Source organism: Sphingomonas qomolangmaensis (genome assembly GCF_024496245.1).
Lineage (GTDB): Bacteria > Pseudomonadota > Alphaproteobacteria > Sphingomonadales > Sphingomonadaceae > Sphingomonas > Sphingomonas qomolangmaensis.
In genome coordinates this window covers 1,044,822-1,070,762 of the sequence record NZ_CP101740.1, presented here as the reverse complement: position 1 = coordinate 1,070,762, position 25,941 = coordinate 1,044,822, and the positions used below count along the sequence as shown (strand labels likewise).

The following is a 25,941-nucleotide window of genomic DNA, read 5'->3' as shown; positions in this document are numbered from 1 at the left end:
TAGCCTAGTCCTTGCGCACCAGCAGCCCGTGATGCTTCTTGCCCGCCGACACGCGGACCGGCGCCTCGCCGATCGACACCACCAGCGCTTCGTCCTCGACCTTGACGCCATCGACGCGCGCGCCGCCGCCCTTGATCAGCCGTCGCGCCTCGCCCTTCGACGCCGCGAGCCCCAATGCGACCATCGCATCGACGATGCCGATCGTCGGCTCGGCGAGAGCATGGGTAGGCAGCGCGTCGCCCGCGCTGCCCTCTTCGAAGGTCCGCCGTGCGGTCTCGGCGGCTTCGATCGCGGCGTCGGTCCCGCGGCACAAGGCGGTGGCTTCGTTGGCGAGCAGCTTCTTGGCTTCGTTGATCTCGGCACCGCCGAGCGCCTCGAGCCGCGCGATCTCGTCGAGCGGCAGATCGGTGAACAGCCGCAGGAAGCGGCCAACGTCGCGGTCGTCGGTATTCCGCCAGAACTGCCAATAGTCATAGGCCGAAAGCTGTTCGGGGTTGAGCCACACCGCCCCCGCCATCGTCTTCCCCATCTTGCCGCCATCGGCGGTGGTGATCAGCGGCGTGGTGAGCCCGTACACCTCGGTCGAATCGACGCGGCGCGCGAGTTCGACGCCGTTGACGATGTTGCCCCATTGGTCCGATCCGCCCATCTGCAGCCGGCATTCGGCGCGGCGCGACAGTTCGAGGAAGTCGTATGCCTGCAGGATCATGTAGTTGAATTCGAGGAAGCTCAGCGATTGTTCGCGATCGAGCCGCAGCTTGACCGAATCGAAGCTCAGCATCCGGTTGACAGAGAAATGCTGGCCGATGTCGCGCAGGAACGGGATGTATTCGAGCGCGTCGAGCCATTCGGCGTTGTCGAGCATCAGCGCGTCGGTCGGGCCGTCGCCAAACACAAGAAATCGTTCGAACACCGTCTTGATCGAGGCGATGTTGCTGGCCAGCGTGTCAGGCGTGAGCAGCCGGCGCGCTTCGTCCTTGAAGCTGGGATCGCCGATCTTGCCGGTGCCGCCGCCCATCAGGACGATCGGCTTGTGCCCAGCCTGCTGCAACCGGCGCAGCATCATGATCTGCACCAGGCTGCCGACATGCAGCGACGGCGCGGTGGGATCGAAGCCGATATAGCCGGGTACCACCTGGCGGCATGCCAGCGCATCGAGCGCGGCGGCGTCGGTCTGCTGATGGATATAGCCGCGGTCGGCCAAAGTGCGGAGCAGGTCGGAGGCGAATTGGGTCATAGCGGGTGCCCGATAGCATGTTTCGGCGATGTGCGAAGCCGGGGTTCCTCCCCTACCTTGTCCAGGGAGTGGAGCGACAAGCGGAACGCTCTCGACTTCGCGCGACTGGCCGCGATAGGGGTGGGCGATGACGGACAACACGCGCATGCTGGCGATCGGACTGATGTCGGGCACGTCGCTCGACGGGATCGATGCCGCGCTGATCGAGACCGATGGCGAAGGCTTTGTGCGCGCGCTGGGGTTCGTCGGTAGCGATTATGACGATTCCGACCGCGCGCTGCTGGCGGCGGCGACCGAGGTCGCGCTCGCGATGGCCACGCCCGGCGAGCATCAGGCGATCGCCGCCGCCGAGCGACTGCTGACGACGCGCCACGCCGCTGCGGTCGAGGCGTTGCTTTCGAAGACCGGGATTGCTCGCGAAGAGATCGGCGTCATCGGCTTTCACGGCCAGACGATCGCGCATCGCCCCGATCGTGGCTGGACCTGGCAGCTGGGCGATGGCGCGGCGCTCGCCGCGGTTACCGGCATCGACGTGGTCGGCGACCTGCGCGGTGCCGATGTCGCCGCGGGGGGGCAGGGGGCGCCGCTGCTCCCGGTCTATCATCGTGCGCTGGCGGGCGATCTCGCACGGCCGATCGCGGTGCTCAATCTGGGCGGGGTGGGCAACATCACCTTCATCGGGCAGGCCGACACGCTGATCGCGTTCGACACCGGGCCCGCCAACGGGCTTATCGACTCGTGGGTCGAGGCCGAGCGTGGGCTTCGCTTCGACACCGACGGGGCACTGGCGTCGGCGGGGCGGGTCGACGAGATCGTGCTGACCAACATGCTCGATCATCCCTATTTCGACGCGCCGCCACCCAAGTCGCTCGATCGCAACGATTTCACGATCCAGCCGGCGCGCGGGCTGTCGCTCGAAGACGGCGCGGCGACGCTGACGGCGTTTACCGCGCAGACGGTGGCCGACGCGCTGCGCCATCTGCCAGCACGCCCGCTCCGCCTGCTGGTGGCGGGCGGTGGGCGGCGCAACCCGACGATGCTGGCGATGATCGCGAAGCGGACCGGACTCACCCCCGAGGCGACCGATAGCCTGGGCTGGGACGGCGACGCGGTCGAGGCCGAGGGATTCGCCTATATGGCGGTGCGGTCGCTCCGCCGCCTGCCGATCAGCTATCCGGGCACCACCGGCGTGGCCGCGCCGCTGACCGGCGGGACGCTGCACCGGGCGGCTGCTGCATGATCGCCGGCCTGATCTTCGCCACCGAACCCGCCGACGACCGCCCCGAGGCGCTGGCGGCGACGCTGCCGTTCGGCGGCATGACCTTGCTCGAATACCAGGCGCGGCTGCTGATCGCGGCGGGGGCGTCGCACATGATGGTCGCAGTGGCGCGCGTGACCCCCGCGCTGCTCGGCGCGGTCAACCGGATCACCCGGCGCGGCGTCGCGGTCGACATCGTCCGCTCGGCCGAGGAAGCCGCGGCGCGCGCGCATCCGCTCGCCAGCATCGTCGTGATCGCCGATTCGCTGGTGACCACCGAACTCGCGGTGCGCGCGATCGCCGCGGCGCAGCCCGACACGCTGATGGTGACCACCGATTCGGCGACCCCGGCGGCGGTCGAGCGAGTCGACGCCGATCATGTCTGGGCGGGGCTCGCCTCGCTCACCAGCGCCCGGCTTGCGGAAATCGCCGAGATGCCGCGCGACTATGACTTTCAATCGGGGCTGCTGCGCGTGAGCGTGCAGGGCGGCGCGGCGCAACTGATGCTGCCGGGCTCGGCGAAGCGCGCGGGGCACGGCGTCGTTCGCCACCCCGACCAGCTCGCCAGCCGCAGCAATGCGGTGCTCGCGGCGCTGGCGAACAGCCGGGTCGACTGGCCCGACCGCTTCGTCTTCACGCCGATCTCGCGGCTGGCGCTGCCGCAGATGGTGGCGCGGGGGGTGCCGGTGTGGGCGGTGATCGCGGGCGCAGCGCTGTTCGCCGCCGGCGGCGTGGCCGCGATGCTGTACCGCCATGTCGCCGCGGGACTGGTCGCGATCGTCGTGGCGATCGCGCTGCTGTCGACGGGCTCGCTGCTGAGCTGGCTGCGCGGCGACGATCAGCGCGCCCGAGTGCAGGAGATCGCGATTGCCGCGGCAGCGGGCACCGGCGCATTGCTGACTGGGCTCGCCACCAGCTGGGACGACGGCAACGCCACCGCATCGGTGCTGGCGCTCGGGCTGTTCGCAGCGGTGGCGATCGCCGAACGGACCGCGATCCGCGGGCCGCTATGGTGGGGCAGCCCCTCGGCCTATCTGCTGGTGCTGCTTCCGTTCGTCCTTGCGGGGTTCGCTGCGGCCGGGTTGGCGCTGGCGGCGCTCTATGCGTTGGCAACGCTTTCTGCTGCTGTCGAAATATTGCGGAAAAAGGCTTAGGCTAGCTTTAACGACATTGCGGCTAAGCGAGGGTCGATGGCGCCTTACCAATTCGATATGCGCGAGAGGGAGCCGGTTCCCGCCGATGTGCTGCTCGCCCAGGCGGCAGCGCACGATACCCGCGCGCGCGCGACGGGGATCGCGGCGGCTCGCGATTTCCTCGCCCCCGAAGCGGCGCGCCTCGACGATCGAACGCGGATTGCGCTGGCTACGCTGCTGCGCACGATGATCGGTACCATCGGCGGCGACCTTCACGGCCATGCGATCCGGCTGTTGACCGACCGCGGAGAAACCGAGGCCGCCGAAGCGATTGCCGATATCGCCGTCGAAGGCCTCCTTGCACGGGTCCAGTCGCATCTGCTGGCCCAAGCCGATGTCGCACGCGAATTGCTCGACCGGGTGGCGATGGACCTGCTCACCGAGCGTCTGGCCGATGGCGAATCGGGCGAGCCGGTGCGCCATATCGATCACGCCGATCGGGTCGTCGCCCAACGCGCGGCGGCCCTGCTGGCGGCCGAAAGCCGGCGGCGTACCCCGGTAGATCAGCCGCCCTACGCTACCGATCTGTCGGCCGAGCTGCACGTCCGAACGGTATGGGCAACCTCCGCGGCGATCGCTGCAACTGGCAAAGGCGACGCAGCGACTCACCGCGCGCTTGCCGACGCTGGACTGCGCAGCCTCGCGGCGCACGACGAGGGCATCCGGCTCGAAGCCGCCGCAATTCGGCTGGCGAATGCGATCGACGCCCCCGAGCCCGACCTGCCCATCCTGCTCGAACAGGCGCTGGGCAAGCGCCGCGTCGCGCTGTTCGTGGCGCTGATCGCGAACGGATTGCGGATTGCGTTCGAAGATGTGCGAACGATCGTCGTGCAGCCGGGCGATGTCCGGCTGTGGCTGGTGCTGCGCGCGCTGGCGCTGCCGCGCCCCGCGATTGCGCGGATCGGCTATATGCTCAGCGAGGCCGACCCGCGCCGGGATATCGAGGCGTTCGCCGATCTGCTCGATCCGCTCGCGGCGGTGGCTCCCCAGGATGCGCTGGCAGCGCTCGCGCCATTGAAGCTGCCCCGCGACTATCGCGACGCGCTGGCGGCGCTGGGATCATGAACGTCTTCGACACGCGTCCGGCGCTCGCGCTTGCGCGGCTCGACGAGCATGGGCGGTTGGTCGCTGCCGATCCACGATTGGCGCAGCTCAACGCGCAGGCGGGGGGCGCGATCGGCGCACCCCTGGCGCTGCCCGCGGTGGCGACGGTCGCGCGGCTGGCGCGGCGGCTCGGCATCGCCTTGGCGCGCCCCGCGATCGTCGCCGATGGCGACGACGATCTCGATTTGTGGGTACGTGCCACGCCCGACGACGAGGCGACATTGCTCCAGGTGAGCGGATGGCGGCTGCGCGAGCCGCAACCGCCATCGACCGGCGCTGCGGCGACCGCCGCGTTCGACGAGGCCGATGCGGATTTTCGCTGGGAAAGCGACGCCGCGATGTGCCTTACCGCGCTGTCGGGCGATGATTCGACCTTCGATGCAGACGCGCTGCTGGGCAAACCGATCACCCGCTTTCTGGTCCTCGACGATGAGAGCGACAGCACCGTTGCCATCCTCGCCGCGGCGGCGGCCAGCACGGGGTTCGTCGACCAGCTGGCGACGATCCGCACCAACGGACGGCGGGTACGACTGTCGGCAAGCGCGCGGCTCGACCCGGCGGGGCGCTTCGCCGGGTTTACCGGCGCGGGCCGCCTCGTCATGCCGATCGCCGATGCCGAACCCGCGATCGACGAAGGCGCCCCCGCCTTTCCCGACACCTTCAGCGAGCGGCTCGAACGCGCGCTGCGGATGCCGCTGACGCGGATCGTCGCGCACGCCGACAGCATCGGGGCGCAGGCCGATGGGCCGGTGAAACCCGAATATGTCGAATATGCGCAGGATATCGCCAGCGCCGCGCGGCATCTGATGGGGTTGGTCGACGATCTGGTCGACCTGCAAGCGATCGAGCGCGCCGATTTCCGGGTCGAGGTCGAGCCGATCGACCTCGCCGACGTCGCCCGCCGCGCCGGCGGCCTGTTGTCGGTACGCGCGGCGAACGCCGATGTGCGGATCGACCGCCCCGATTTTGCCGACACGCTGGCGGCGCGCGGCGAGTTCCGGCGCGCGCTGCAGATCCTGGTCAATCTGGTCGGCAATGCCGTGCGCTATTCGCCGCCCGGCGGCACCGTGTCGATCGCGCTCGAGAAGGTGGGCAGCCAGGCGCGCGTGACCGTGGCCGATCAGGGCAAGGGGATCGCCAACGGCGACCATCACCGCATCTTCGAAAAGTTCGGCCGGGTCGATCCCAACGAACCCGGCGGCACCGGGCTGGGACTGTATATCGCGCGGCGGCTGGCGCGGGCGATGGGGGGCGAGCTTTCGGTCGAAAGCGCGCCTGGACAAGGCGCTCGGTTCACGCTGGCGCTGCCGGCGGGCGACTAAGCCCGCGAGCGTTCAGCGGAGGCGGCGGGCGACCAAGACGAGTACCAGTCCCAGCACCGCCAGGATCGAGCCGTTGAGCACCCAGGGTCGCTGATCAACCATGAAGCTCGAGGCCGGCCAGCGGACGATGCCGAGCCCCTGACCGATCCACAACATCCCCATCAGCGCCATCGCGACGCCGACGATCATCAGGATACGCCGGCGCCGCATCGGCTCAGCGCTTGTCGACGGGAACATAGTCGCGCTGCGCCGGCCCGGTGTACAGCTGGCGCGGGCGACCGATCTTCTGCTCGGGGTCCGAGATCATCTCGTTCCATTGCGCGACCCAGCCGACGGTGCGGGCGAGCGCGAACAGCGCGGTGAACATCGTCGTCGGGAAACCGATCGCCGACAGGATCACGCCCGAATAGAAATCGACGTTGGGGAACAGCTTCTTCTCGACGAAATAATCGTCCTTCAGCGCGATTTCCTCGAGCTGCAGCGCGGTTTCGAACACCGGATCGTTGACGCCGAGCGATTCGAACACTTCGCGCACCGTCTTCTGCATCACCGTCGCGCGCGGATCGTAGTTCTTGTACACGCGGTGACCGAAGCCCATCAGGCGGAACGGATCGTTCTTGTCCTTGGCGCGTGCGATATATTCGGGAATCTTGTCGGGGGTACCGATCTCGCGCAGCATGTTGAGCGCGGCTTCGTTGGCGCCGCCATGCGCCGGACCCCACAGGCAGGCGATGCCCGCGGCGATGCACGCGAACGGGTTGGCGCCCGACGAACCGGCGAGCCGGACGGTCGAGGTCGATGCGTTCTGTTCGTGATCGGCATGGAGGATGAAGATGCGGTCTAGCGCGCGCTCGACGACGGGGTTCACCTCATAGGGCTCGGCGGGTACGCCGAAGGTCATGCGCAGGAAGTTGCCGGTGTAGCTCAGCGAATTGTCGGGATAGAGGAAGGGCTGCCCGACCGAATATTTATACGCCATCGCGGCGATCGTCGGCATCTTGGCGATCAGCCGGTGGCTGGCGACCATCCGCTGGTGCGGATCGGCGATGTCTGTCGAATCGTGGTAGAAGGCCGACAGCGCGCCGACGATGCCGCACATGATCGCCATCGGATGCGCATCGCGCCGGAACCCGCGATAGAATTGCGCCAGCTGCTCGTGGAGCATCGTGTGGCGGGTGATCGTGTAGCTGAACTTTTCGAGCTCGTCGGCCGAGGGCAGTTCGCCGTTCAGCAACAAGTGCGCGACTTCCATGAAGGTCGACTGTTCGGCGAGCTGGCCGATCGGATAGCCGCGGTGCAGCAGCACGCCTTCGTCGCCATCGATATAGGTCAGCGCCGAATCGCAGCTGGCGGTCGAGGTGAAGCCGGGGTCGTAGGTGAACATCCCGGTCTGCGCGTAATATTTGCGGATATCGATGACGTCCGGCCCGACACTACCCTGGCGCACGGGATATTGCTTTTCCCCGATCGTCATCGTCTGGCTGGCGGCATCGCTCATCGCGGTATCCTTTTCATTCATGGTCATTGATCGGCCGATACGGCCAGCTGATCGGCGATACGCCCCAGACTTTCGTCGCGCCCGATCAGGACGAGCACGTCGAAGATACCGGGCGAGGTCTTACGGCCGGTGAGCGCGGCGCGCAGCGGCTGTGCCACTGCGCCCAGTTTCACGCCCTCGGCTTCGGCGACCTCGCGTACCGCCGCTTCGAGCGCTTCCGTATCCCAGGAGGGAAGCGCGTCAAGCCTGGTATGCAGTGCCCCGAGCAGCTGGCTGCCCTTGGCATCGAGCAGCGCGGCGGCTGCTTCGTCGAGTGATAAGGGACGCTTGGCAAACAGGAAGGTTGCGGCGTCGGCAAGTTCGTTGAGGCTGGCGGCGCGCGGTTTCAGCGCATGCATCGCGCGGGTCAGCAACGCGCGATCGGCATCCGATGCCTCGAACGGCAGCCGCGGCGCGGTCAGTTCGACCAGCCGCTCGTCGCTGGCGGCGCGAATATACAGGCCGTTGAGATTCTCGAGCTTCTTCTGGTCGAAGCGCGAAGGCGATTTGCCCACCCCGCCCAAATCGAACCATTCGGTCGCCTGCTCGCGGCTGATGATCTCGTCGTCGCCATGGCCCCAGCCGAGCCGCAGCAGATAGTTCGACAGCGCTTCGGAAAGCACCCCCATCTCGTCGCGATAGGTGTCGACCCCCAGCGCACCGTGGCGCTTCGAGAGCTTCGCACCGTCCGAACCGTGGATCAGCGGGATATGCGCATAGATCGGGTCGGGCCAGCCACCCTCAACCGCGTCCATCGCGCGGATCAGCGCGAGCTGGCGGAAGGCGTTGTTGAGGTGATCGTCGCCGCGGATGACGTGAGTGACGCCCATGTCGTGATCGTCGACCACCACCGCGAGCATATAGGTGGGGGTGCCGTCCGACCGCAGCAGCACGAAATCGTCGAGCTCGGCATTGTTGACCGTCACCGATCCCTGGACGCGGTCCTCGATCGTCACCGCGCCTTCGGTCGGCGCCTTGAGCCGGACGACGAAGGGCACGCCCTCGGGCGCGTCGGCCGCATCACGGTCGCGCCAGCGGCCGTCGTAGCGCATCGGCTTGCCTGCGGCGCGCTGTTCCTCGCGCAATGCGGTCAGTTCTTCCGAGGTTGCGTAGCAGCGATAGGCGTGGCCGGCCGCCAGCAACTGGCGCGCCACCGCGGCGTGGCGATCGGCGCGGGCGAACTGATAAACCTCGTCATCGTCCCAATCGAGCCCGAGCCAGCGCATGCCGTCGAGGATCGCGTCGATCGCGGGCTGGGTCGAGCGCGCGCGGTCGGTATCTTCGATCCGCAGCAGGAACTTGCCGCCGTGATGGCGGGCGAACAGCCAGTTGAACAACGCGGTTCGCGCGCCGCCGATGTGGAGAAATCCAGTCGGTGACGGGGCGAAACGGGTGACCACGGCAGCGTGCTCGGGGGCTTGGCGGATATCGGGTGTTGCGCCCACGCGCGGTTGCTCCCAGACTTGAAAAACGATGGCTTCACGTGCCGCGACCGCCCCTAGCATGCGTGTCGGCTCGCTTCAAATCGCGCCGGGGCCGCGCATTTCAAGGGCGGAGTCGGTGATCGAGCGGTGGCTCGAGGCCGAGCGCGATCAATTGGTGCTGTGGCTGCCGGTGATGCTGGGGATCGGCATCGCGGGGTGGTTCCTGTTGCCCGACATGGCGCGGTGGGGCGCGTTCCTCTCTGCGTGCGGGGCGCTGGCGTTGGCGGGGGTGAGCGTTGCCCGGGGCGGGCGGGCGAGCCGAGCGATGCTGGTCGCCGGCTGCGCGATGGCGGCGGGGTGCGGCCTGGTGTGGTCGCGGGCCGAGCGAGTCGCTGCACCGGTGCTTTCAAGACCCGTGGTGGTGGCGTTCAGCGGGAGAATCGAGCGGGTCGAGCCGATGCCGGCGAGGGAGATCGTTCGCCTGCGGCTGGCGGTGGTGGACGCTGCAGTACAGGGCCTGCCGCCGGTGGTGCGGGTGAACGTCGCCGAGCCTGATTTGCCGCAGAACGTGGGGCGCGGGGCGGTGGTGTCGCTGCGGGCGCGGTTGATGCCGCCGGGTGCGGCGGCGGTGCCGGGGGCGTATGACTTCCAACGGGTGGCGTGGTTCGGCGAACTCGGCGCGACGGGCCGGGCGTTCGCGCCGATCGCGGTGGTTGCGGCGGGCGAGGTGCCGGGGGCGGGACTGCGCGAGCGGCTGACGCGGCATATCCAGGCACGGATCGAGGGGAGCGCGGGCGGCATCGCCGCGGCGCTGGCGACGGGGGATCGCGGCGCGATCGACGAGGCCGATGACGAGGCGCTGCGGCGATCGGGGCTGGCGCATCTGCTGTCGGTCAGCGGGTTGCACGTTACCGCGGTGGTCGGTGCGACGATGCTGCTGGTGCTCAAGCTGCTGGCGCTCAGCCCGGTGCTGGCGCTGCGGTGGCGGTTGCCGATCGTCGCGGCCGGCGCCGCGGCGGCGGTAGCGGTGTTCTATACCTGGCTGACCGGTGCCGAGGTGCCGACGGTGCGGTCGTGCATCGCGGCGCTGCTGGTGCTGGCGGCGCTGGCGATGGGGCGCGAGGCGGTGACGCTGCGGCTGGTCGCGGCGGGAGCGACGATCGTCCTGCTGCTGTGGCCCGAGGCGCTGATGTCGGCGAGCTTCCAGCTGAGCTTCGCCGCAGTGACCGCGATCGTGGCGTTGCACGAACACCGGGTGGTGCGCGGCTGGTTCCTGAAGCGCGAGGAGAGCCGGGGGGCGAGGCTGCTGCGCGGACTGGCGTCGCTGCTGCTGACCGGCATGGTGGTCGAGTTCGCCTTGATGCCGATCGGGTTGTTCCATTTCCACAAGGCGGGGTTGTACGGCGCGCTCGCCAATATCGTCGCGATCCCGCTGACGACCTTCGTCGTGATGCCGCTCGAGGCGGCGGCTTTGGTGTTTGATGCGGCGGGGCTGGGGGCGCCATTCTGGTGGCTGGCCGAGCGGGGACTTTGGGCGCTGCTGTGGATCGCCCACACCACCGCCGATGCGCCGGGGGCGGTGAAGGCGTTGCCTTCGATGCCGCGTGCGGCGTTCGCGCTTATGGTGGCGGGCGGGATCTGGGTGGCGTTGTGGCGGACGCGGTGGCGGTGGCTGGGCGCGGTGCCGCTCGCGATCGGCGTGGGGTGGGCGGTGGCGACGCCGGCACCCGATTTGATCGTCACCGGCGACGGGCGGCATGTGGCGGTTCGGACCGGCGACGGGGGGATGGCGCTGCTGCGCGATCGGGCGGGGGATTATGTCCGCGGGGTGCTCGGCGAGACCGGCGGGACCGACGCCGAATTGTCGGCGCTTAGCGACGATCCAAGGGCGCGCTGCAGCAGTGACCTGTGCCTAGTTCGGCTACCCGCCGAAGGTCGGAACTGGACCATCCTCGCGACCCGCAGCGGTTATCTAGTCCCGATCGCCGACTTCGTCGCGCTGTGCCGCGCCGCCGACATCGTGATCAGCGAGCGGCGCTTGCCGCGTACCTGTACCCCGCGGTGGCTCAAGCTCGACCGTCCGATGCTGGCGCAAACCGGCGGGGTGGCGATCATGCTGAAGGGTGGGGAGGTCCGTACCGTTGCCGGCCGGCCAAGCGACCACCCGTGGCGGCTGCCCCAAACGGTGCAGCCGCCGCGCAGCTTCAATAGCGGCGGAGCAGCCCGGCGAGCTTCCCCTGGACGCGGACCTGATCGGGGCGATAGCGCTGCGGATCGTAGGAGCGGTTCGCCGGATCGAGCCGGACCATCGCGCCTTCGCGGCGGAAATATTTGAGCGTCGCTTCGTGTTCGTCGACCAAAGCCACGACGATCTCGCCGTCGCGCGCGACTTCCTGGCGGCGGATCAGCGCATAGTCGCCGTCGAGAATCCCCGCCTCGACCATCGAATCGCCCGACACTTCGAGCGCATAATGTTCGCCCGCACCGAGCAAGGCCGCCGGGACGGGGAGCATCTGCGCGCTTTCCATCGCCTCGATCGGCAGACCCGCGGCGATGCGGCCGTGGAGCGGAATTTCGATCACGTCATTGGCGGCGCGCGGCGCGGGGCTGGCTGCGCGCGAGGGCGCCGGTGGCGCGGAAGGCAACAAAAGCGACACTACGTCCCCCGTAGAATCGGCCTTTCCGCGCGCGGCGACGGGTCGCTCCGGCATGCGCAGGACTTCGAGCGCGCGGGCACGATTGGGCAGGCGGCGCAGGAATTGGCGCTCCTCCAAGGCCGAGATCAGGCGGTGGACCCCCGACTTCGATTTGAGGTCGAGCGCCTCCTTCATCTCCTCGAACGACGGCGAAACCCCGGTCTCGTTCAGGCGATCGGCGATGAAGCAGATCAGGTCATGTTGCTTGCGCGTCAGCATCAGCGTTCTCCGTCGGGAACAGACGTGGAACGTGTAGGCAACAGCTTCGATCAAGTCAAGCTTGCCTTAACCGATCATCAGGACTTCCACCGAGTCGCCCGCCAGAGCGGCGGGGGCGTGCGGCGCGCGCAGGATCATACAGTCGCTGTGGGCGAGCGTGCGGAGCATCGAACTGTCCTGCCGCCCGGCCGAATAGACGATTCCCCCCTGGATCGTGGCGCGCAGGTGATCGGCGCGGTGATCGTTGGCGGGGAGCGGGCCGGCGAGCGGCAAATGGCGCGTGGCGAGCGGCAGCGTGCCCCCGGCCATCGCCACCACCAGCGGCTTCACGAAGCGAAGCGTGGTGACGAACGCCGCGACCGGATTGCCCGGCAAGCCGATGACAAGCGTGTCGCGCAGCCTGCCTGCGAGCATCGGCTTGCCCGGCCGCATCGCGATCCGCCAGAAATCGATTTGGCCGCCCGCCGCTTCTAGCGCGGGACGGACGAGGTCGTGGTCGCCGACCGAGGCGCCGCCGGTGGTGATCAGCAGATCGGCATCGACGCGGGTGAAGGCGGCCTCGATCGCGGCGCGATCATCGGGGAGGATGCCGAGCTGTTCGATGCTGACGGGCAAGCCCGCAAGCATCGCGGCGACGAGGATCGAGTTCGATTCGGGCAGGCCATCGGGGGGCACGGGCTGGCCGGGGGGGACGAGTTCATCGCCGGTGGCGGCGATCGCGACGCGGATCGTGCGGCGGACGGGAAGCTCGGCATACCCCGCGATCGCCGCGAGCGCGAGCGCCGGCGGGGTAAGCCGGTCGCCCGCCGCGAGCAGCGCTTCGCCGGTGCTGAAGTCGAGCCCGGCGCGGCGGATGTGGCGGCCGACGCTGCCGGGGCCTCCGCCGTCGAGCGTCAGCACATCGCCGTCGCGCGCGGCCTCTTCTTGGACCAGGATGGTGTCGGCGCCCGCGGGAAGCGGCGCGCCGGTGAAGATCCGCACCGCCTCGCCGGGGCCGATGCTGCCGGCAAAGCCGCGCCCGGCGGCGCTTTCGCCGACCACCGCGATCGGGCCGGGGAGGTCGGCGAAGCGAAGCGCATAGCCGTCCATCGCCGACAGGTCGCGCATCGGCTGCGTTCGCTTGGCGGCGATCGGCTCGGCGAGCCAGCGGCCCGCGGCCTGCGCCAGCGGTACGGTTTCGGCGGGGATCGCTGGGGCGAGCGCGCAAAGCCGGGCGAGCGCCTCGTCGAGCGAGATCATCGGGCCGGGTCGCCAGGGGCGGGCGCGTGCCAGTCGCCCGATTTGCCGCCGCGCTTTTCGAGCAGCCGGACGCCGCCGATCGTCATCGCCTTGTCGAGCGCCTTGGCCATGTCGTAGATCGTCAGCAGCGCGACCGAGGCGGCGGTGAGCGCCTCCATCTCTACTCCGGTCTGGCCAGCAGTCGAGACGGTGGCGGTCGCGGTGACGCGATCGTGCGCGATGTCGAGCGCGATCTCGGCCTTCGACAGCGGCAGCGGGTGGCACAGGGGGATGAGGTCGCTGGTGCGCTTGGCCGCCATGATCCCCGCGACGCGCGCGACCGCGAGCACATCGCCCTTGGCGACCGCGCCCTGGCGGATCGCGGCGGCGGCAGCTGGCGACATCGTGATGTGACCGCTGGCGATCGCGGTGCGCTGCGTCGTCGCCTTGTCGCCGACATCGACCATGCGCGCGGCGCCCGCCGAATCGAGATGGGTGAGGTTGGGCATGGCGCTGGGGTAGCGGGGTTCGGGGGAGCGGGGTAGGGGCGCGGCGCCATCGGGCCGTCGCGCGGTCCGTCGGCCAAGCGCGGCCTAGATCGAGGTCGCCACCACATAGGCGCCCACCGCGATGACCATGCCGGCAAAGCCGCGCTCGAGCAGGTTCTTGCGCGTGGCTAGCGGGCGCGCCAGCAGCATCCCGATCGCGGTGCCGACCACGCCGCCGGCAACCAGCAACGCGGTGACAGGCCAATCGACCAGCCCCGATACGATATAGGAGGTCGCGGTCGTCAGCCCCAGCGCGGTGATGACGACGAGCGACGTGCCGATCGCGTAGGGCAGCGGCATCGCGGTGGCAAGGATCAGCCCGGGGACGATCAGGAAGCCGCCGCCGATGCCGAAAAAGCCCGCGGCGAGGCCGACGGTGAGGCCGATCGGGATCAGCCTGGGCAGCAGCGTCGCGGCGCTGTCGCGGGTCAGCCGGACGTTCGGGGCCTCGAGCGTGCGCCGCTTGCGCAGCATCGACAGCCCGACGCCGATCATCAGCACGCCGAACAACGCGAGCAATCGCTGGCCGTCGATCGCCTTGCCGATTTCGGCACCGATCGCCGCGCCAATCATCCCCGATGCGGCAAATACCCCTGCGCAGCGCCATTTGACCCGGCCGGCGCGGGCATGGCCGACGGTGCTGGCAAAGGCGTTGACCGCGACGGCGACGGCGGCGGTGCCGATCGCGGCATGCGCCGACCCGATCCCGACCCCATAGACCAGCAACGGCACCGCCAGGATCGACCCCCCGCCGCCGACCACCCCCAGGATCAGGCCGATCAATACGCCCGATCCCAGCGCGGCGACGATGGTGCCGATATCCATGACGGCTACCCGACCGCGCGCCGGTTCCACGGCATGACGCCGAGGAGGCGGGCCATGCCGCACCAGCCGGTGGCGCCGGCGAAGGTCAGTCCCGCGCCGACGAACGCCGCCAGCGCGAAGAAGCCGGGTGCGACATAGAGGCCGAGCAGCACCCCGGTCAGCACCAGCGCGCCCGCGGTGATTTGGACCTGGCGCATGATCTCGATCGGCTGCGAGCGATCGGCGATGACCGGATGCCCGCCGCCGCGCCAGGCATCGATCCCGCCATCGAGGACGAAGGCGGGGGCGTCGCCCGCTGCATGTGCCAGCAATGCCGCGTTGCCCGATGTGCGCGCGCCCGAGCGGCAATGGAAGACGACAGGCTGGGGCCCTCGGGGCAGGTCGCCGACGCGGGCCAGCGGCAGGTGGATCGCGCCGGGAATGCGCAACCGCGCATGTTCGTCGGCATTGCGGATGTCGACGAGCCGCGCACCCGAATCGATGGCGGCGCGGGCGTCGGCGGGGGAAAGCGTCTTGATCGGCATCGGATCAGTCCTTGCAATATAGCTGGTAGAGGGTGGCGAGCAGCGTTTCGACGCGCGGATCGGCGATGCGATACCAGAGCGTCTGGCTTTCGCGCCGGAAGGCGATCAGCCCTTCATCGCGCATCTTGGCGAGGTGTTGCGAACACGCCGATTGCGACAGGCCGACGTCGCGCGCGAGGTCGCTCACGGTCACTTCGCCATGTTCGACGAGCTTGCACAACAGCATCAATCGCCGCGCGTTGCCGATCGCCTTGAGCGTGTCGGCGACTTCGGCGGCCTTGGTTTCGAACGCGGCCAGGTCGAGCGGCGGCTTCAACATCGTTTCACTCCATTAGGTATTGCTAATGTAGTGCTGCGGCATATATCGTCAAGCAGCAATGGAGACGATCATGAGCAAGCCCTTTATCGAGGCATTTTTCGACGCGCCGACCAACACGATCAGCTATCTGGTCGGCGATCCCGCCACCCATGCCGCCGCGGTCATCGACCCGGTGCTCGACTTCGACGTCGCCAGCGGCATCGCCGACACGCGCTCGGCGAAGCGGATCCTGGCCTTCGCGGCCGAGCATGGCTGGCGGATCGAAATGGTGCTCGAGACGCATGCGCATGCCGATCATCTGTCGGCGGCACCCTTCATCAAGGCGCATACCGGGGCACCGATCGGGATCGGCGCGCATATCCGCGACGTCCAGCGCATCTTCCGCCCGGTTTTCGCGATGACCGATTTGAAGACCGACGGGTCGGACTTCGATCGTCTCTACGAGGATGGCGACCGCTTCGCGATCGGCGAACTCATGGTCGAGGTGCTGCATGTCCCCGGCCACACCCCCGCCGACGTGGCGTATGTGATCGGCGATGCCGCGTTCGTCGGCGATACGCTGTTCATGCCCGACTATGGGACCGCGCGGGCGGATTTTCCGGGCGGCGACGCGCGCACGCTCTATCGCTCGATCCGGCGGCTGCTGGCCTTGCCCGACGAGACCCGGCTGTTCCTGTGCCATGACTACAAGGCGCCGGGGCGCGAGGAGTATCGCTGGGAAACGACGGTGGGCGAGCAGCGCCGGTCGAGCGTGCACGTGCACGACGGGGTGAGCGAGGAAGCCTTTGTCGCGATGCGCGAGAATCGCGACGCGGGGCTGGCGGTGCCCAAGCTGTTGCTGCCGTCGATCCAGGTCAATATCCGCGCGGGGCATTTTGCCGAGGCGACCGCGAACGGCGTGACCTATCTCAAGATACCCGTGAAATGGCGCGATGCCGGCGACCAGCCCAAGGGCTAACGCGGTGGGGGGCTGGAGCGTTGGTGGCTGGCGCGGCGAGCCTTACCCCACCATCGCGCGCGTCGCCGCTTCGACGTCGGCTTGGCGCATCAGCGCTTCGCCGATCAGGAAGCAGCGTATCCCTTCGGCCGCCATCGCGTCGAGGTCGGCGCGCGTGGTGAGGCCGCTTTCGGCGACGAAGGTGTAGCCCGCCGGCGCCGAGTGGACGAGTTCGTAGGTGCGCTGAAAATCGACGCTGAAGTCCTTGAGGTTGCGATTGTTCACCCCGATCAGCTGCGACTTTAGCCGCAGCGCGCGCGCCATTTCTTCGGCGTCGTGGACCTCGACCAGCACGTCCATCCCGCGCTCGATCGCCGCCGCCTCGATCTCGGCCATCGCGCCGTCGTCGAGCGCAGCGACGATGATGAGGATTGCGTCGGCGCCGAGCGCGCGCGATTCGGCGATCTGCCAGGGATCGACCATGAAATCCTTGCGTAGCACCGGCAGGTCGCACGCCTGGCGCGCGGCGATCAGATAATCGTCATGCCCCTGGAAGCCGGGTTCGTCGGTGAGCACCGACAGGCACGCCGCACCGCCCGCGGCATAGGCGCGGGCGTGCGCAGGCGGGTCGAAATCGGGACGGATGAGGCCCTTGGACGGGCTGGCCTTCTTGATCTCGGCGATCAGCGCATAGCCATGGGCGGCCTTGGCGTCGAGCGCGGCGCGGAAGCCGCGCGGCGCGGTCTGGGTGGCGGCGCGCGCGTCGAGATCGGCGATGCTCGCACGGGTGCGGCGCGCGGCGACGTCGATCCGCTTGGCGGCAAGAATATCGTCGAGCATGGTCATACGCGGTCGATCCAGCGGGTGAGGAGGGCGGCGGCGCGCGCGCTGTCGATCGCTTCGGCGGCGCGCGCGGCGCCGTCGGGCAGGCTGTCGACGGTGCCTGCGAGCATCAGCGCGGCGGCGGCGTTGAGCAACACCGCGTCGCGATAGGCGCCGGGGGTGCCGGCGAGCAGCGCGCGCAGCGCTTCGGCGTTTTCGGGGGCCTCGCCGCCGCGGATGCTGGCGAGCGGGTGGCGGGTGAGGCCGGCGTCTTCGGGGGCGATCCGCTCGGGCAGCGCGGCGCTGCCGACATTGGCGACGATGCTGGGACCGGCGCAGGAGAGTTCATCGAGCGATTCCTCGCCAGCGACGACCGCGGCGGCCTCGATGCCGAGCAGGTCGAGCGCGCCGGCATAGACCGGCACGTAATCGGGGCGCGCGATGCCGATGAGCTGACGCTCGACGCGCGCTGGGTTGGCGAGCGGGCCCATCAGGTTGAAGATCGTGCGGCGCGCGATCCGGCGGCGGACGGGGGCGAGCCGCTTGAGCGCGGGGTGGTGGTTGGCGGCGAAGAGGAAGGCAATGCCGAGCTCGTCGAGCGTCGCCTGCGCGCTGGCGGTGGCGCGGTCGAGGTCGAGACCGAGCGCTTCGAGCGTGTCGGCAGCGCCTGCCTTCGACGAGGCGGCACGGTTGCCGTGCTTGGCGACGGGAACGCCGCACGCCGCGACGACGAGCGCGACCGCGGTCGAGACGTTGAGCGTGTGGTGGCCATCGCCGCCGGTGCCGCAGACGTCGATCGCGCCGTCGGGGGCGGTGACGGGGATCATCCGTTCGCGCAGCGCGCGCGCCGCCTCGGCGATCTCGATGCTGGTTTCGCCGCGTTCGCTGAGACCGATGAGGAAAGATTCGATTTCGGGTTCGCCGACGCTGGCGTCGAGGATGGCGGCAAAGGCCTGCGCAGCGGACTCGTGCGACAGAGGGGGGCGGGGATCGGGGAGCATGCTCACATCCCTCTCCCGCTTGCGGGAGGGGTTAGGGGAGGGGGTGTCGGCGAGCGGCCGGGCAGTGAAGAAGTCCCACCCCCGACCCCTCCCGCGAGCGGGAGGGGGGAAGAAGAAAGCAGCCCCGCTTCGCGCAGGAAGTTCGCGAGCATCGCGTGGCCGTGTTCGGTGGCGATGCTTTCGGGATGGAACTGGACTCCGTGGATCGGCAGCGTCGCATGGCGGAAGCCCATCACGCTCGAATCGGCGGCGGTGGCGTTGACCAGCAGCTCGGGCGGCGCGTCGGTGACGATCAGCGAATGATAGCGCGTCGCGGTGAAGGGGGAGGGGAGCCCGGCGAACATGCCCGTGCCGTCATGCTCGACCGGGCAGGTCTTGCCGTGCATCAGCCCGCCGCGCACCACCTTGCCGCCGAAATGCTGGCCGATCGCCTGGTGGCCCAGGCACACGCCAAGCAAGGGCTTGCCGAGGTCGGCGCAGGCGGCGACCAATTCCAGGCTGATGCCGGCCTCGTTGGGGGTGCAGGGGCCAGGCGAGATCAGGAACGCCTGTGCGTTGGTGGCGATCGCCTCGCGCGCGGTCAGCGCGTCGTTGCGCTCGACGCGGACCTCGACCCCCAGCTCCATCAGATAATGGACGAGGTTCCAGGTGAAGCTGTCGTAATTGTCGATGACGAGGATCATGGATGCCCACTTAGCGCGATTGCCCGGCGGCGCAATCGGTGGGCTTTCGTTCAGCTATCGGCAACCTTGGCCGCGCGAAGGTCGTTGGGGCCATATGGAGATATCGATGAATCGCTGGATGTTGCTTGCCGCCGTGATCGTGGCCCCGCTGCCCGCGCTCGCACAGGACGCGCGCGAGCCCGGCCGGCCGCCGCAGCGCGTGCGCAACGTCCAGCTGGTGGGCGACGAGAAATGCCCGCCCGCCGTGGGCGACGAGATCGTGGTGTGCGGGCGGATCGATCCGGGTGAGGTCTATCGCATCCCCGAGGAATTCCGCGAGCGTCCGGCGAACCCCGCGAACACCGCATGGGCGGTGCGCGCCGAGCAGATGATGCAGGACAATCGCGCGGGGCTGCCCGATAGCTGTTCGCCGGTGGGTACCGGCGGGCAGACCGGGTGCAACGCGCAGTTCATGGACAATTGGCGCGCGCAGCAGCGTGATCAGCGGCGGCGCGATAATTTGGTGCCTTGACGGCTTTCGGTCATTCCGGCGAAAGCCGGAACCCAGAGCCTGTGGCGGAAATCCTGGATCCCCGCCTGCGCGGGGATAACGGGGGAGCCTATTGCCCGAACCGCGCCTCGCCCGCCCGCGCGACCGCTTCGCGCGCCGCGGCAAACAGCGCGCCCGCCTTGGCTTCGCATTCGCGTTGTTCGGACGCCGGGTCGCTATCGGCGACAATCCCCGCGCCTGCCTGGACGTGCATGACCCCGTCCTTCACCAGCGCGGTGCGCAGCACGATGCAGCTGTCCATCGATCCGTCGGGCGAGAAATAGCCGACGCCGCCGGCATAGGCACCGCGTGCCTCGGGCTCCAATTCAGCGATGATCTGGCAGGCGCGGACCTTGGGCGCGCCGCTGACGGTGCCCGCGGGAAAGCCCGCGAACAGCGCGTCGATCGCGTCGGCGTCGTCGCGCAGGGTGCCGACGACGTTCGAGACGATGTGCATGACGTGGCTATAGAATTCGACGGTGTAGCTGTCGGTGACGCGAACGCTGCCCGCGCTGGCGACCCGCCCGGTATCGTTGCGGCCGAGATCGAGCAGCATCAGATGCTCGGCGCGCTCCTTGGGATCGGCGAGCAGGCTGGTGCGGTTGGCTTCGTCTTCAGCCGGCGTCTTGCCGCGCGGGCGGGTGCCGGCGATCGGGCGGATCGTGACCTCGCCGTCGCTGACGCGCACCAGTATCTCGGGGCTCGACCCGGTCAGCGCGAAGCCGGGCAGGTCGAGATGATAGAGGAAGGGCGACGGATTGATCCGCCGCAGCGCGCGATACAGCTCGATCGGCGGCAGCGCGAAGGGCGCGGTGAAACGCTGCGCCAGCACGACCTGGAAGATGTCGCCCGCCGCAATATATTCCTTCGCCTGTGCGACCATGGCGGCGTAGGCGCCGGGGGCCAGAACAGGGGTGGGCTCGGCCGGCGGCGCGTCGCTGCGCGCGGCGGCGGGTAGCGGGGCGTTGGCGAGCTTGGCCGAGACCGCGTCGATCCGCTCACACGCGACATCGACATCGCCCTCGGGCCAGACCGGCGCGACGATGAACAGCGCATCGGCCAGGCGATCGAACACCAGGATCACGGTGGGCCGCACGAAGATCATGTCGGGGATGTCGACCGCGCGCGCATCGGGGCGCGGCAGGTTCTCGACCAGGCCGATCGTCTCATAGCCGAAATAGCCGACCAGGCAGGCGAGCGCGCGCGGCAGCTCGGGGGGCACGTCGGCGCGGCAGGCAGCGACCAGTGCGCGCAAGGCACCCAGCGTGGGGCCGTCGCACGCCGCGAAGGCCTCGCGATCGGTGAGCCAGTCGCGATTGATCTCGGCGGCATCGCCGGCGGCGCGGAACACCAGATCGGGGGCGAGGCCGATCAGGCTGTGGCGCCCGCGCACCGCGCCGCCTTCGACCGATTCGAGCAGGAAGTCGCCGCGCCCGGGCTCGATCAGCTTGAGCGCGGCGGCGACGGGGGTTTCGGTGTCGGCGAGCTGGCGACGCCAGACCAGCGCCGCGCGGCCATCGGCAAGCGCGGCGCGGGCGGCGTCGACCCCCTCGATCACTCGCCCGCGCCGGTCAGCGAGTTGCGCAGGCGGGCGACCGCTGCGTCATCGCGCTTCACGCCGACGGTCGCACGCGCGGCGGCGGTGAACTGCTGGACATATTCGCGGCCGATGACGCTGCCCAGGCCCTGACGCGTGGCGTTGATCGCATTGGTGTTGCCCTTGGCATCGCCGCGCTCGATCCCGGTGACCGAGACGATGAACCAGCCTTCGCCATTGGGGGCCTCAAGCAGCTTGGCGGTGCCCTGCTTCATGCTGAACATCAGCGCGACCGGCGGCGGCAACTGTTCGCGCCGCGCGGCGAGATCGGCGCGCGACACGTTGATCGACTGGACCTCGGGACCGTTGACGCCCGCCGCGCGGATCGCCTGCGGCAGCGCGGTGCCGCGGTTGACGTTCTGGATCACTGCCAGCGCCTGGCGACGCGCGGCCTGCTTGGCCTGGTCGCGCTGCCAATCGGCGACGACCTGGTCGCGGATCTGCGCGAGCGGGCGCGGCGCCGCGGCGATGATCCGCTCGACACCGACGACGCCGAAGGTGCCGTCCTCGCCCAGCTGCACCAACTGCGGCGCATCGCCCTGTTCGGCGGCGAAGCCCGCCTCGAACAGCCGTGCGAAGCGCGGGTCGGGGCGCCGATCGGGGGCGTCGGGGTTGATGCCGCTGGCGATCACCGGCGCGGTGCGCTGCGCCTGGAGCTTGGTGTCGCTCATCAGCTCGTCGAAGGTCGCACCGTCGTTGATGCCGGTATCGAGCGTTTCCTGCACCGCGGTGAGCGCTTCGAGCGCCTTGCTGCGGCGGATTTCGGTGACAAGTTCGTCGCGCACCGAGGCGAGCGGGCGGCCGGCGCTCTGCGCGACCCCGGCGACACGGATCACGTGCCAGCCGAAGGGCGAGCGCACGGGGCCGGCGACGCTGCCGTCATTGGCGGCGAAGGCGGCATCGGCGACCGCGGGCGCGCTGCGGCCGGCTAAGTCGGGCTTCGCGACGTTGGTGAGCGTGGTGGCTTCGAGCCCGGCGGCGCGCGCTGCGGCCTCGATCGAAGTGCCGCCGCGCACCGCCTGCGCGATGCGGTTGGCGGCAGCCTGGTCGGCGACGATCACCTGCTGCAGCGTGCGCGTCGCGCTGGGGGCGTAGCGATCGCCCGCGGCGCGATACGCCTCGGCGATCTCGGCGTCGCTGACCTGGACGGTGCCGCCGAACTGCTCGGGCGAGACGACGGCGTAGCGCAGCACGCGGCGCTGGGGCACGTTGTAGCGAGCCCGGTTCGACGCGTAGAATTTGGCGAGGATTTCGGCCGACGGTGCGGCGATGCCCGCGGTGCTGGCGGGAACCAGAGCGATCTGGCCCGCGCGCTTTTCTAGCAGCAGCGAGGCATAAGGTGTGGCAAGCTGCGCGGGAACCTGGCTCGCGCCCTGCGTCGGGGCGAGCAGCCACTGGGCGTAGAGTTCGCGGCGGATGTCGTCGCGCAGATCGGCCTGGCTGATCCGCTGCGTCGCCAGCGCGCGCTCGAAATTGGCCTGGCTGAACTTGCCGTCGAAGCCCTGGAACGCGGGAATGCTGGCGATTTGGCCGTCGATCAGCGCCTTCGACGCGACCATACCCGATGCCTGCGCGAACAGGTCGAGCGCCATGCCGTTGACGGTGCGGTCAATCACGCTTTCGAGCCCGCCTTGCGCGATGAAGGCGTCGATATCGATCGTCGGCTGCTGCTGGCGCACCGCATCGAGCGCGAGCCGGGTGCGTTGCTGCAATTCGGTATCGGTGACCGCGCCGTCGCCGACCTCGACCACCGTGGTGCCGGCAGCGCCGGTGGGGGCGACGTTCGAAATGTCGCTCAGCCCGAATGCCAGCGCGATGACCGCGAGGATGCCGAGCGTGACGATCACGCCGAGCCGCGATTTGGTGATGCGCCGGAAGAAGCTGAGCATGAAGAACCGATCACTGCAGGAAGATAGAGCGCGGTGCTTTAGGGCGGTCGGGGCCCGCCATCAAGCTTGTGCGGCGTCGTCCAATTGCTATCGCTCGGGCAACAAGGAACGAGCGGGGATACGAGATGACGCGACGCAAGCTGGTGGCGGGCAATTGGAAGATGCACGGGATGCGCGCCGATCTGGTCGAGGTCGAGGCGATCGCGGCCGCCGCCGCGGCGCACCGCCAAATCGACGTCGTGCTGGCGCTGCCCGCGACGCTGATCGGCCCGGCGGCTGCGTATGCCGGCCCGCTGGCGATCGGTGGGCAGGACTGCCATGCCAACCCCAAGGGCGCGCATACCGGCTGCCTTTCGGCCGCGATGCTGCACGAGGCGGGGGCGAGCGTGGTGATCGTCGGGCATAGCGAGCGCCGCGCCGACCAGAACGAGACCAGCCAGGACGCCTGGGCGAAGGCCGAGGCTGCGCGCGCGGCGGGGTTGCGCGTGATCCTGTGCTGCGGCGAGACCGAGGCCGAGCGCGACGCCGGGCGCGCCGAGCGCGTGGTGCAGGCGCAGATCGAGAAGTCGGTGCCCGAGGATGCCAATGGCGACTGGTTCACGCTCGCCTATGAACCGCGCTGGGCGATCGGGACGGGGCGCACCCCTACCCCTGAGGAAATCGCATCGATCCACGCGATCGCGCGCGCCAAGATGCGGCAATTGGTGGGCGATGCGGCGGGGGGGATCCGCATCCTCTATGGCGGATCGGTGACCGGCGACAATGCCGCGAGCATCCTGGCGACCCCCGAGGTCGACGGCGCATTGGTGGGCGGTGCCAGCCTGACCGCGGCGAAGTTCGTGCCGATCATCGAAGCCGCGGCGGCGGTATGAAGCGGCGGGCGGTACTGGTGGCGCTGGGGCTGCTGCTGGCGGGGTGCGCGGGCGGCGGCGGCGCGCAGACGGTGCATGTCGTCCGCCATTTCGATACACCCAAGGGCGTGCAGGACGCCGAGCTCACCGCACAAGGCGAGGCGCGCGCGCAGGCGCTGGTACGCTGGTTCGCGGGCAAACCGCTCGATGCGATCTTCGTGACCCCCTTCCGCCGCAGCCGCCAGACGATCGCGCCGCTCGCCGAGGCGCGGGGGATCGTGCCGGTGGTGTATGATTGGGAGCAGCAGGCGGCAGCGGTCGCGCGGATCCGCGCGGGCGGTGGCGCGGTGCTGGTGGTGGGGCATAGCAACACCGTCCCCGAGCTGGTCGAGGCGCTGGGCGGGGTCAGGCCGCCGGCGATGGTGCACGAGGATTTCGGGGGGATTTGGACGGTGGGCGCCGGGGAGACGGTGAAAGGCGTGGTGGAGTAGGTTCTTCTTCTAAAGCCCTCTCCCGCCTGCGGGAGCGGGTTGGGTGAGGGCCTTCTCCTTCTTTTGCCGCCCCGCTCGCGACGAAAGACCCTCACCGCTGCGACTAGGGGCCGCAAGTGCGACCCCTCACCGCTGCGACTAGGGGCCGCAAGTGCGACCCCAAGTCTCGCCCCCTCTCCCGCAAGCGGGAGAGGGTAGTTAGGCGTATCGCGCCTTCAGCATCGCCCACGCGGCACGCAGCGCATAGGCGTCGCCGCCCTTCGGCCGCCCGGGCTTGGCCACCGGGCGCCAGGCGAACACGTCGAGATGCGCCCACGCCGCCTCGGCAGGGACGAACCTGCGCAGGAACAACGCCGCGGTGATCGCGCCCGCCAGGCCGCCTTCGGGGGCGTTGACCAGGTCGGCGATGTCCGATTTCAGCATCTCGTCATACGCATCCCACAGCGGCATCCGCCACATCGGATCGGCATGCGCCTTGCCCGCCGCCAGCAGCGCGTCGGCGAGCGCGTCGTCGCCGGTGAACAGCGGCGGCAGGTCGGGGCCAAGCGCCACCCGCGCGGCACCGGTTAGGGTGGCGAAGTCGAGGATCAGCTCGGGCTTTTCTTCGCCTGCCCTTGTGAGCGCGTCGGCGAGGATCAGCCGCCCTTCTGCATCGGTGTTGGTGTTCTCGACCGTCAGCCCCTGGCGGCTGCGCAGCACGTCGCCGGGGCGGAAGGCGTTGCCCGCGATCGCGTTCTCGACCGCGGGGATCAGCAGATGGAGCCGGACGGGCAGCCGCGCCTGCATCACCAGCTCGGCCAGCGCGAGCGCGTGCGCTGCGCCCCCCATGTCCTTCTTCATCAGCCGCATGCCCGCCGAATTCTTGATGTCGAGCCCACCCGAATCGAAACACACGCCCTTGCCGACGATCGCGATGCGCGGTGCGTCGGGGCGGCCCCAGACGAGCTCGATCATCCGCGGCTCGCGGCCTCGCCCGGCTGCCTGGCCGACGACATGGACCATCGGGAAGCCGCGTTCGAGCTCGGGGCCCTTAGTGACGGTGAGCGCCGCGCCGTAGGTTTTGGCCAGCACGGAGGCTTCGGCTTCGAGCTCGGCGGGGCCGAGATCGCCGGCGCCGGTGTTGACCAGGTCGCGAACCTTGGCGGTGGCGCGTGCGAGGCGCAGCGTCTCGTCGATCCGGCCGGGTTCGCCGGTGAGCAGCACGCGGTCGCCAGTCGGCGGTTCGCTGCGATAGCGGTCGAAGCGATATTGGCCGAGCAGCCAGCCGAGCATCGCGACGCCGGGCTCGTGCCCTTCGACGCGGTACGTCCCCTCGGGCAGCGTCTCGGCGAGCCGCGCCAGGCACCAGGGCGAGAGCGACGCAGTGTTGGCGACGATGGTGACGACCGACCAGCTTTCCGGCGCATCGCCGGGCAGGATCGCGCTGGCATAGCCGGTCGGCTTGAGCCGCTGCGCGGCGATCGCGGCGCGGTGGCGCGCGGGCTGGCGCGACAGCCAGTCGTCATAGCCTGCGGGGTCGACGAGGTGGATCGCATGCGCGGGCTGGCTGCGATCGGGGGCGAGGCAGGGGGTAAAGTCGGTCATTGCGGGGGAAGGTAGGGGGGTGGGGGCCGAACTACCACCCAAACCGTCGTCACCCCAGCGAAGGCTGGGGTCTCGGGCGGTAGGCCCAGCGCTTCGTCGTGAGAGACCCCAGCTTTCGCTGGGGTGACGGTGT

Annotated in this window: 24 protein-coding genes and 1 pseudogene; 9 read left to right on the top strand and 16 right to left on the bottom strand. The window is 69.5% G+C overall.

Annotated features, from left to right (window positions below; all coding sequences use genetic code 11):
* Window positions 1-4: 4 nt before the first annotated feature.
* Window positions 5-1,237, bottom strand: a complete 1,233-nt coding sequence (gene tyrS / locus NMP03_RS05080; RefSeq protein WP_256507435.1) for a tyrosine--tRNA ligase — start codon at window positions 1,235-1,237, stop codon at window positions 5-7.
* 145 nt (window positions 1,238-1,382) lie between these two features.
* Here tyrS and NMP03_RS05075 point away from each other — a divergent pair, with 145 nt between their 5' ends.
* The 4 genes from NMP03_RS05075 to NMP03_RS05060 are packed head-to-tail and all read left to right on the top strand — an operon-like array spanning window position 1,383 to window position 6,114.
* Window positions 1,383-2,477, top strand: coding sequence for an anhydro-N-acetylmuramic acid kinase (locus NMP03_RS05075; RefSeq protein ID WP_256508016.1), 1,095 nt, complete (start codon window positions 1,383-1,385; stop codon window positions 2,475-2,477).
* Window positions 2,474-3,649 (top strand): hypothetical protein, encoded by a 1,176-nt coding sequence (locus NMP03_RS05070; protein WP_256507434.1) that lies wholly within the window; start codon window positions 2,474-2,476, stop codon window positions 3,647-3,649. Before NMP03_RS05075 ends, NMP03_RS05070 begins: the two co-directional genes overlap by 4 nt.
* Before the next feature lie 36 nt (window positions 3,650-3,685).
* The gene (locus NMP03_RS05065; protein WP_256507433.1) at window positions 3,686-4,753 is read left to right on the top strand and encodes a hypothetical protein; all 1,068 of its coding nucleotides are present in this window, start codon (window positions 3,686-3,688) and stop codon (window positions 4,751-4,753) included.
* Window positions 4,750-6,114 carry a sensor histidine kinase gene (locus tag NMP03_RS05060; RefSeq protein WP_256507432.1) on the top strand — a complete coding sequence of 455 codons (1,365 nt, stop codon included), beginning with the start codon at window positions 4,750-4,752 and terminating at the stop codon, window positions 6,112-6,114. Before NMP03_RS05065 ends, NMP03_RS05060 begins: the two co-directional genes overlap by 4 nt.
* 12 nt (window positions 6,115-6,126) lie before the next feature.
* On the opposite strand, the gene NMP03_RS05055 is transcribed toward NMP03_RS05060, so the two are convergent.
* Genes NMP03_RS05055 through gltX form a run of 3 tightly spaced genes read right to left on the bottom strand, consistent with a single transcriptional unit; the run spans window position 6,127 to window position 9,156 of the window.
* Window positions 6,127-6,324 carry a hypothetical protein gene (locus NMP03_RS05055; protein WP_256507431.1) on the bottom strand — a complete coding sequence of 66 codons (198 nt, stop codon included), beginning with the start codon at window positions 6,322-6,324 and terminating at the stop codon, window positions 6,127-6,129.
* 4 nt (window positions 6,325-6,328) lie between these two features.
* Window positions 6,329-7,588: a citrate synthase gene (locus NMP03_RS05050; protein WP_406698422.1), complete on the bottom strand. Its 1,260-nt coding sequence runs from the start codon at window positions 7,586-7,588 to the stop codon at window positions 6,329-6,331.
* Between the two features lie 47 nt (window positions 7,589-7,635).
* Window positions 7,636-9,156: a glutamate--tRNA ligase gene (gene gltX / locus NMP03_RS05045; RefSeq protein ID WP_256507430.1), complete on the bottom strand. Its 1,521-nt coding sequence runs from the start codon at window positions 9,154-9,156 to the stop codon at window positions 7,636-7,638.
* Here gltX and NMP03_RS05040 point away from each other — a divergent pair.
* Window positions 9,125-10,678 (top strand): annotated as a pseudogene (locus tag NMP03_RS05040) (ComEC/Rec2 family competence protein); the annotation flags it as partial. The gene gltX and the pseudogene NMP03_RS05040 overlap by 32 nt on opposite strands.
* A gap of 601 nt (window positions 10,679-11,279) precedes the next feature.
* On the opposite strand, the gene lexA reads toward NMP03_RS05040, so the two are convergent.
* The 6 genes from lexA to NMP03_RS05010 form a co-directional block, all read right to left on the bottom strand.
* Window positions 11,280-11,990: a transcriptional repressor LexA gene (lexA, locus tag NMP03_RS05035; RefSeq protein ID WP_256507429.1), complete on the bottom strand. Its 711-nt coding sequence runs from the start codon at window positions 11,988-11,990 to the stop codon at window positions 11,280-11,282.
* Between the two features lie 66 nt (window positions 11,991-12,056).
* A complete protein-coding gene (locus NMP03_RS05030) occupies window positions 12,057-13,229 on the bottom strand; it encodes a molybdopterin molybdotransferase MoeA (RefSeq protein ID WP_256507428.1) in 1,173 nt (390 codons plus the stop codon).
* Window positions 13,226-13,717, bottom strand: a complete 492-nt coding sequence (gene moaC, locus NMP03_RS05025; protein WP_256507427.1) for a cyclic pyranopterin monophosphate synthase MoaC — start codon at window positions 13,715-13,717, stop codon at window positions 13,226-13,228. Before moaC ends, NMP03_RS05030 begins: the two co-directional genes overlap by 4 nt.
* Window positions 13,718-13,801: 84 nt before the next feature.
* A complete protein-coding gene (locus tag NMP03_RS05020; RefSeq protein ID WP_256507426.1) occupies window positions 13,802-14,581 on the bottom strand; it encodes a sulfite exporter TauE/SafE family protein in 780 nt (259 codons plus the stop codon).
* 5 nt (window positions 14,582-14,586) lie between these two features.
* On the bottom strand, window positions 14,587-15,105 hold the full coding sequence (locus NMP03_RS05015) for a rhodanese family protein (RefSeq protein ID WP_256507425.1): 519 nt from the start codon (window positions 15,103-15,105) through the stop codon (window positions 14,587-14,589).
* Window positions 15,106-15,109: 4 nt separating this feature from the next.
* Window positions 15,110-15,424 (bottom strand): ArsR/SmtB family transcription factor, encoded by a 315-nt coding sequence (locus tag NMP03_RS05010; protein WP_256507424.1) that lies wholly within the window; start codon window positions 15,422-15,424, stop codon window positions 15,110-15,112.
* 70 nt (window positions 15,425-15,494) lie between these two features.
* On the opposite strand from NMP03_RS05010, the gene NMP03_RS05005 reads away from it, so the two are divergent.
* Window positions 15,495-16,382 carry an MBL fold metallo-hydrolase gene (locus tag NMP03_RS05005; protein WP_256507423.1) on the top strand — a complete coding sequence of 296 codons (888 nt, stop codon included), beginning with the start codon at window positions 15,495-15,497 and terminating at the stop codon, window positions 16,380-16,382.
* A 42-nt stretch (window positions 16,383-16,424) separates the two neighbouring features.
* Here the strand turns inward: NMP03_RS05005 and trpC are convergent, their stop codons facing one another.
* From trpC to NMP03_RS04990, 3 genes are read right to left on the bottom strand one after another with little or no spacing between them, the layout of a single operon-like run.
* A complete protein-coding gene (gene trpC / locus NMP03_RS05000) occupies window positions 16,425-17,207 on the bottom strand; it encodes an indole-3-glycerol phosphate synthase TrpC (protein WP_256507422.1) in 783 nt (260 codons plus the stop codon).
* Window positions 17,204-18,184, bottom strand: coding sequence for an anthranilate phosphoribosyltransferase (gene trpD, locus NMP03_RS04995; RefSeq protein ID WP_256507421.1), 981 nt, complete (start codon window positions 18,182-18,184; stop codon window positions 17,204-17,206). Before trpD ends, trpC begins: the two co-directional genes overlap by 4 nt.
* A gap of 2 nt (window positions 18,185-18,186) precedes the next feature.
* Window positions 18,187-18,867, bottom strand: coding sequence for an anthranilate synthase component II (locus tag NMP03_RS04990; protein ID WP_256507420.1), 681 nt, complete (start codon window positions 18,865-18,867; stop codon window positions 18,187-18,189).
* Between the two features lie 106 nt (window positions 18,868-18,973).
* On the opposite strand from NMP03_RS04990, the gene NMP03_RS04985 reads away from it, so the two are divergent.
* Complete coding sequence (locus NMP03_RS04985; protein WP_256507419.1) at window positions 18,974-19,378, top strand: hypothetical protein; 405 nt, start codon at window positions 18,974-18,976, stop codon at window positions 19,376-19,378.
* Window positions 19,379-19,466: 88 nt separating this feature from the next.
* On the opposite strand, the gene NMP03_RS04980 is transcribed toward NMP03_RS04985, so the two are convergent.
* Window positions 19,467-20,954, bottom strand: a complete 1,488-nt coding sequence (locus tag NMP03_RS04980) for an anthranilate synthase component I family protein (protein WP_406698240.1) — start codon at window positions 20,952-20,954, stop codon at window positions 19,467-19,469.
* Entirely contained in the window at window positions 20,951-22,882 is a 1,932-nt protein-coding gene (locus NMP03_RS04975) for a peptidylprolyl isomerase (protein WP_256507418.1), read from the bottom strand. Before NMP03_RS04975 ends, NMP03_RS04980 begins: the two co-directional genes overlap by 4 nt.
* Window positions 22,883-23,007: 125 nt before the next feature.
* Between NMP03_RS04975 and tpiA the strand changes: the two genes are divergently transcribed.
* Both tpiA and NMP03_RS04965 read left to right on the top strand, forming a co-directional pair.
* The gene (gene tpiA / locus NMP03_RS04970; RefSeq protein ID WP_256507417.1) at window positions 23,008-23,754 is read left to right on the top strand and encodes a triose-phosphate isomerase; all 747 of its coding nucleotides are present in this window, start codon (window positions 23,008-23,010) and stop codon (window positions 23,752-23,754) included.
* The gene (locus tag NMP03_RS04965; protein ID WP_256507416.1) at window positions 23,751-24,224 is read left to right on the top strand and encodes a phosphoglycerate mutase family protein; all 474 of its coding nucleotides are present in this window, start codon (window positions 23,751-23,753) and stop codon (window positions 24,222-24,224) included. The genes tpiA and NMP03_RS04965 overlap by 4 nt, the downstream gene beginning before the upstream one ends.
* 198 nt (window positions 24,225-24,422) lie before the next feature.
* Here NMP03_RS04965 and NMP03_RS04960 read toward each other — a convergent pair whose 3' ends face one another.
* Complete coding sequence (locus tag NMP03_RS04960) at window positions 24,423-25,808, bottom strand: leucyl aminopeptidase family protein (protein WP_256507415.1); 1,386 nt, start codon at window positions 25,806-25,808, stop codon at window positions 24,423-24,425.
* Window positions 25,809-25,941: the final 133 nt, after the last annotated feature.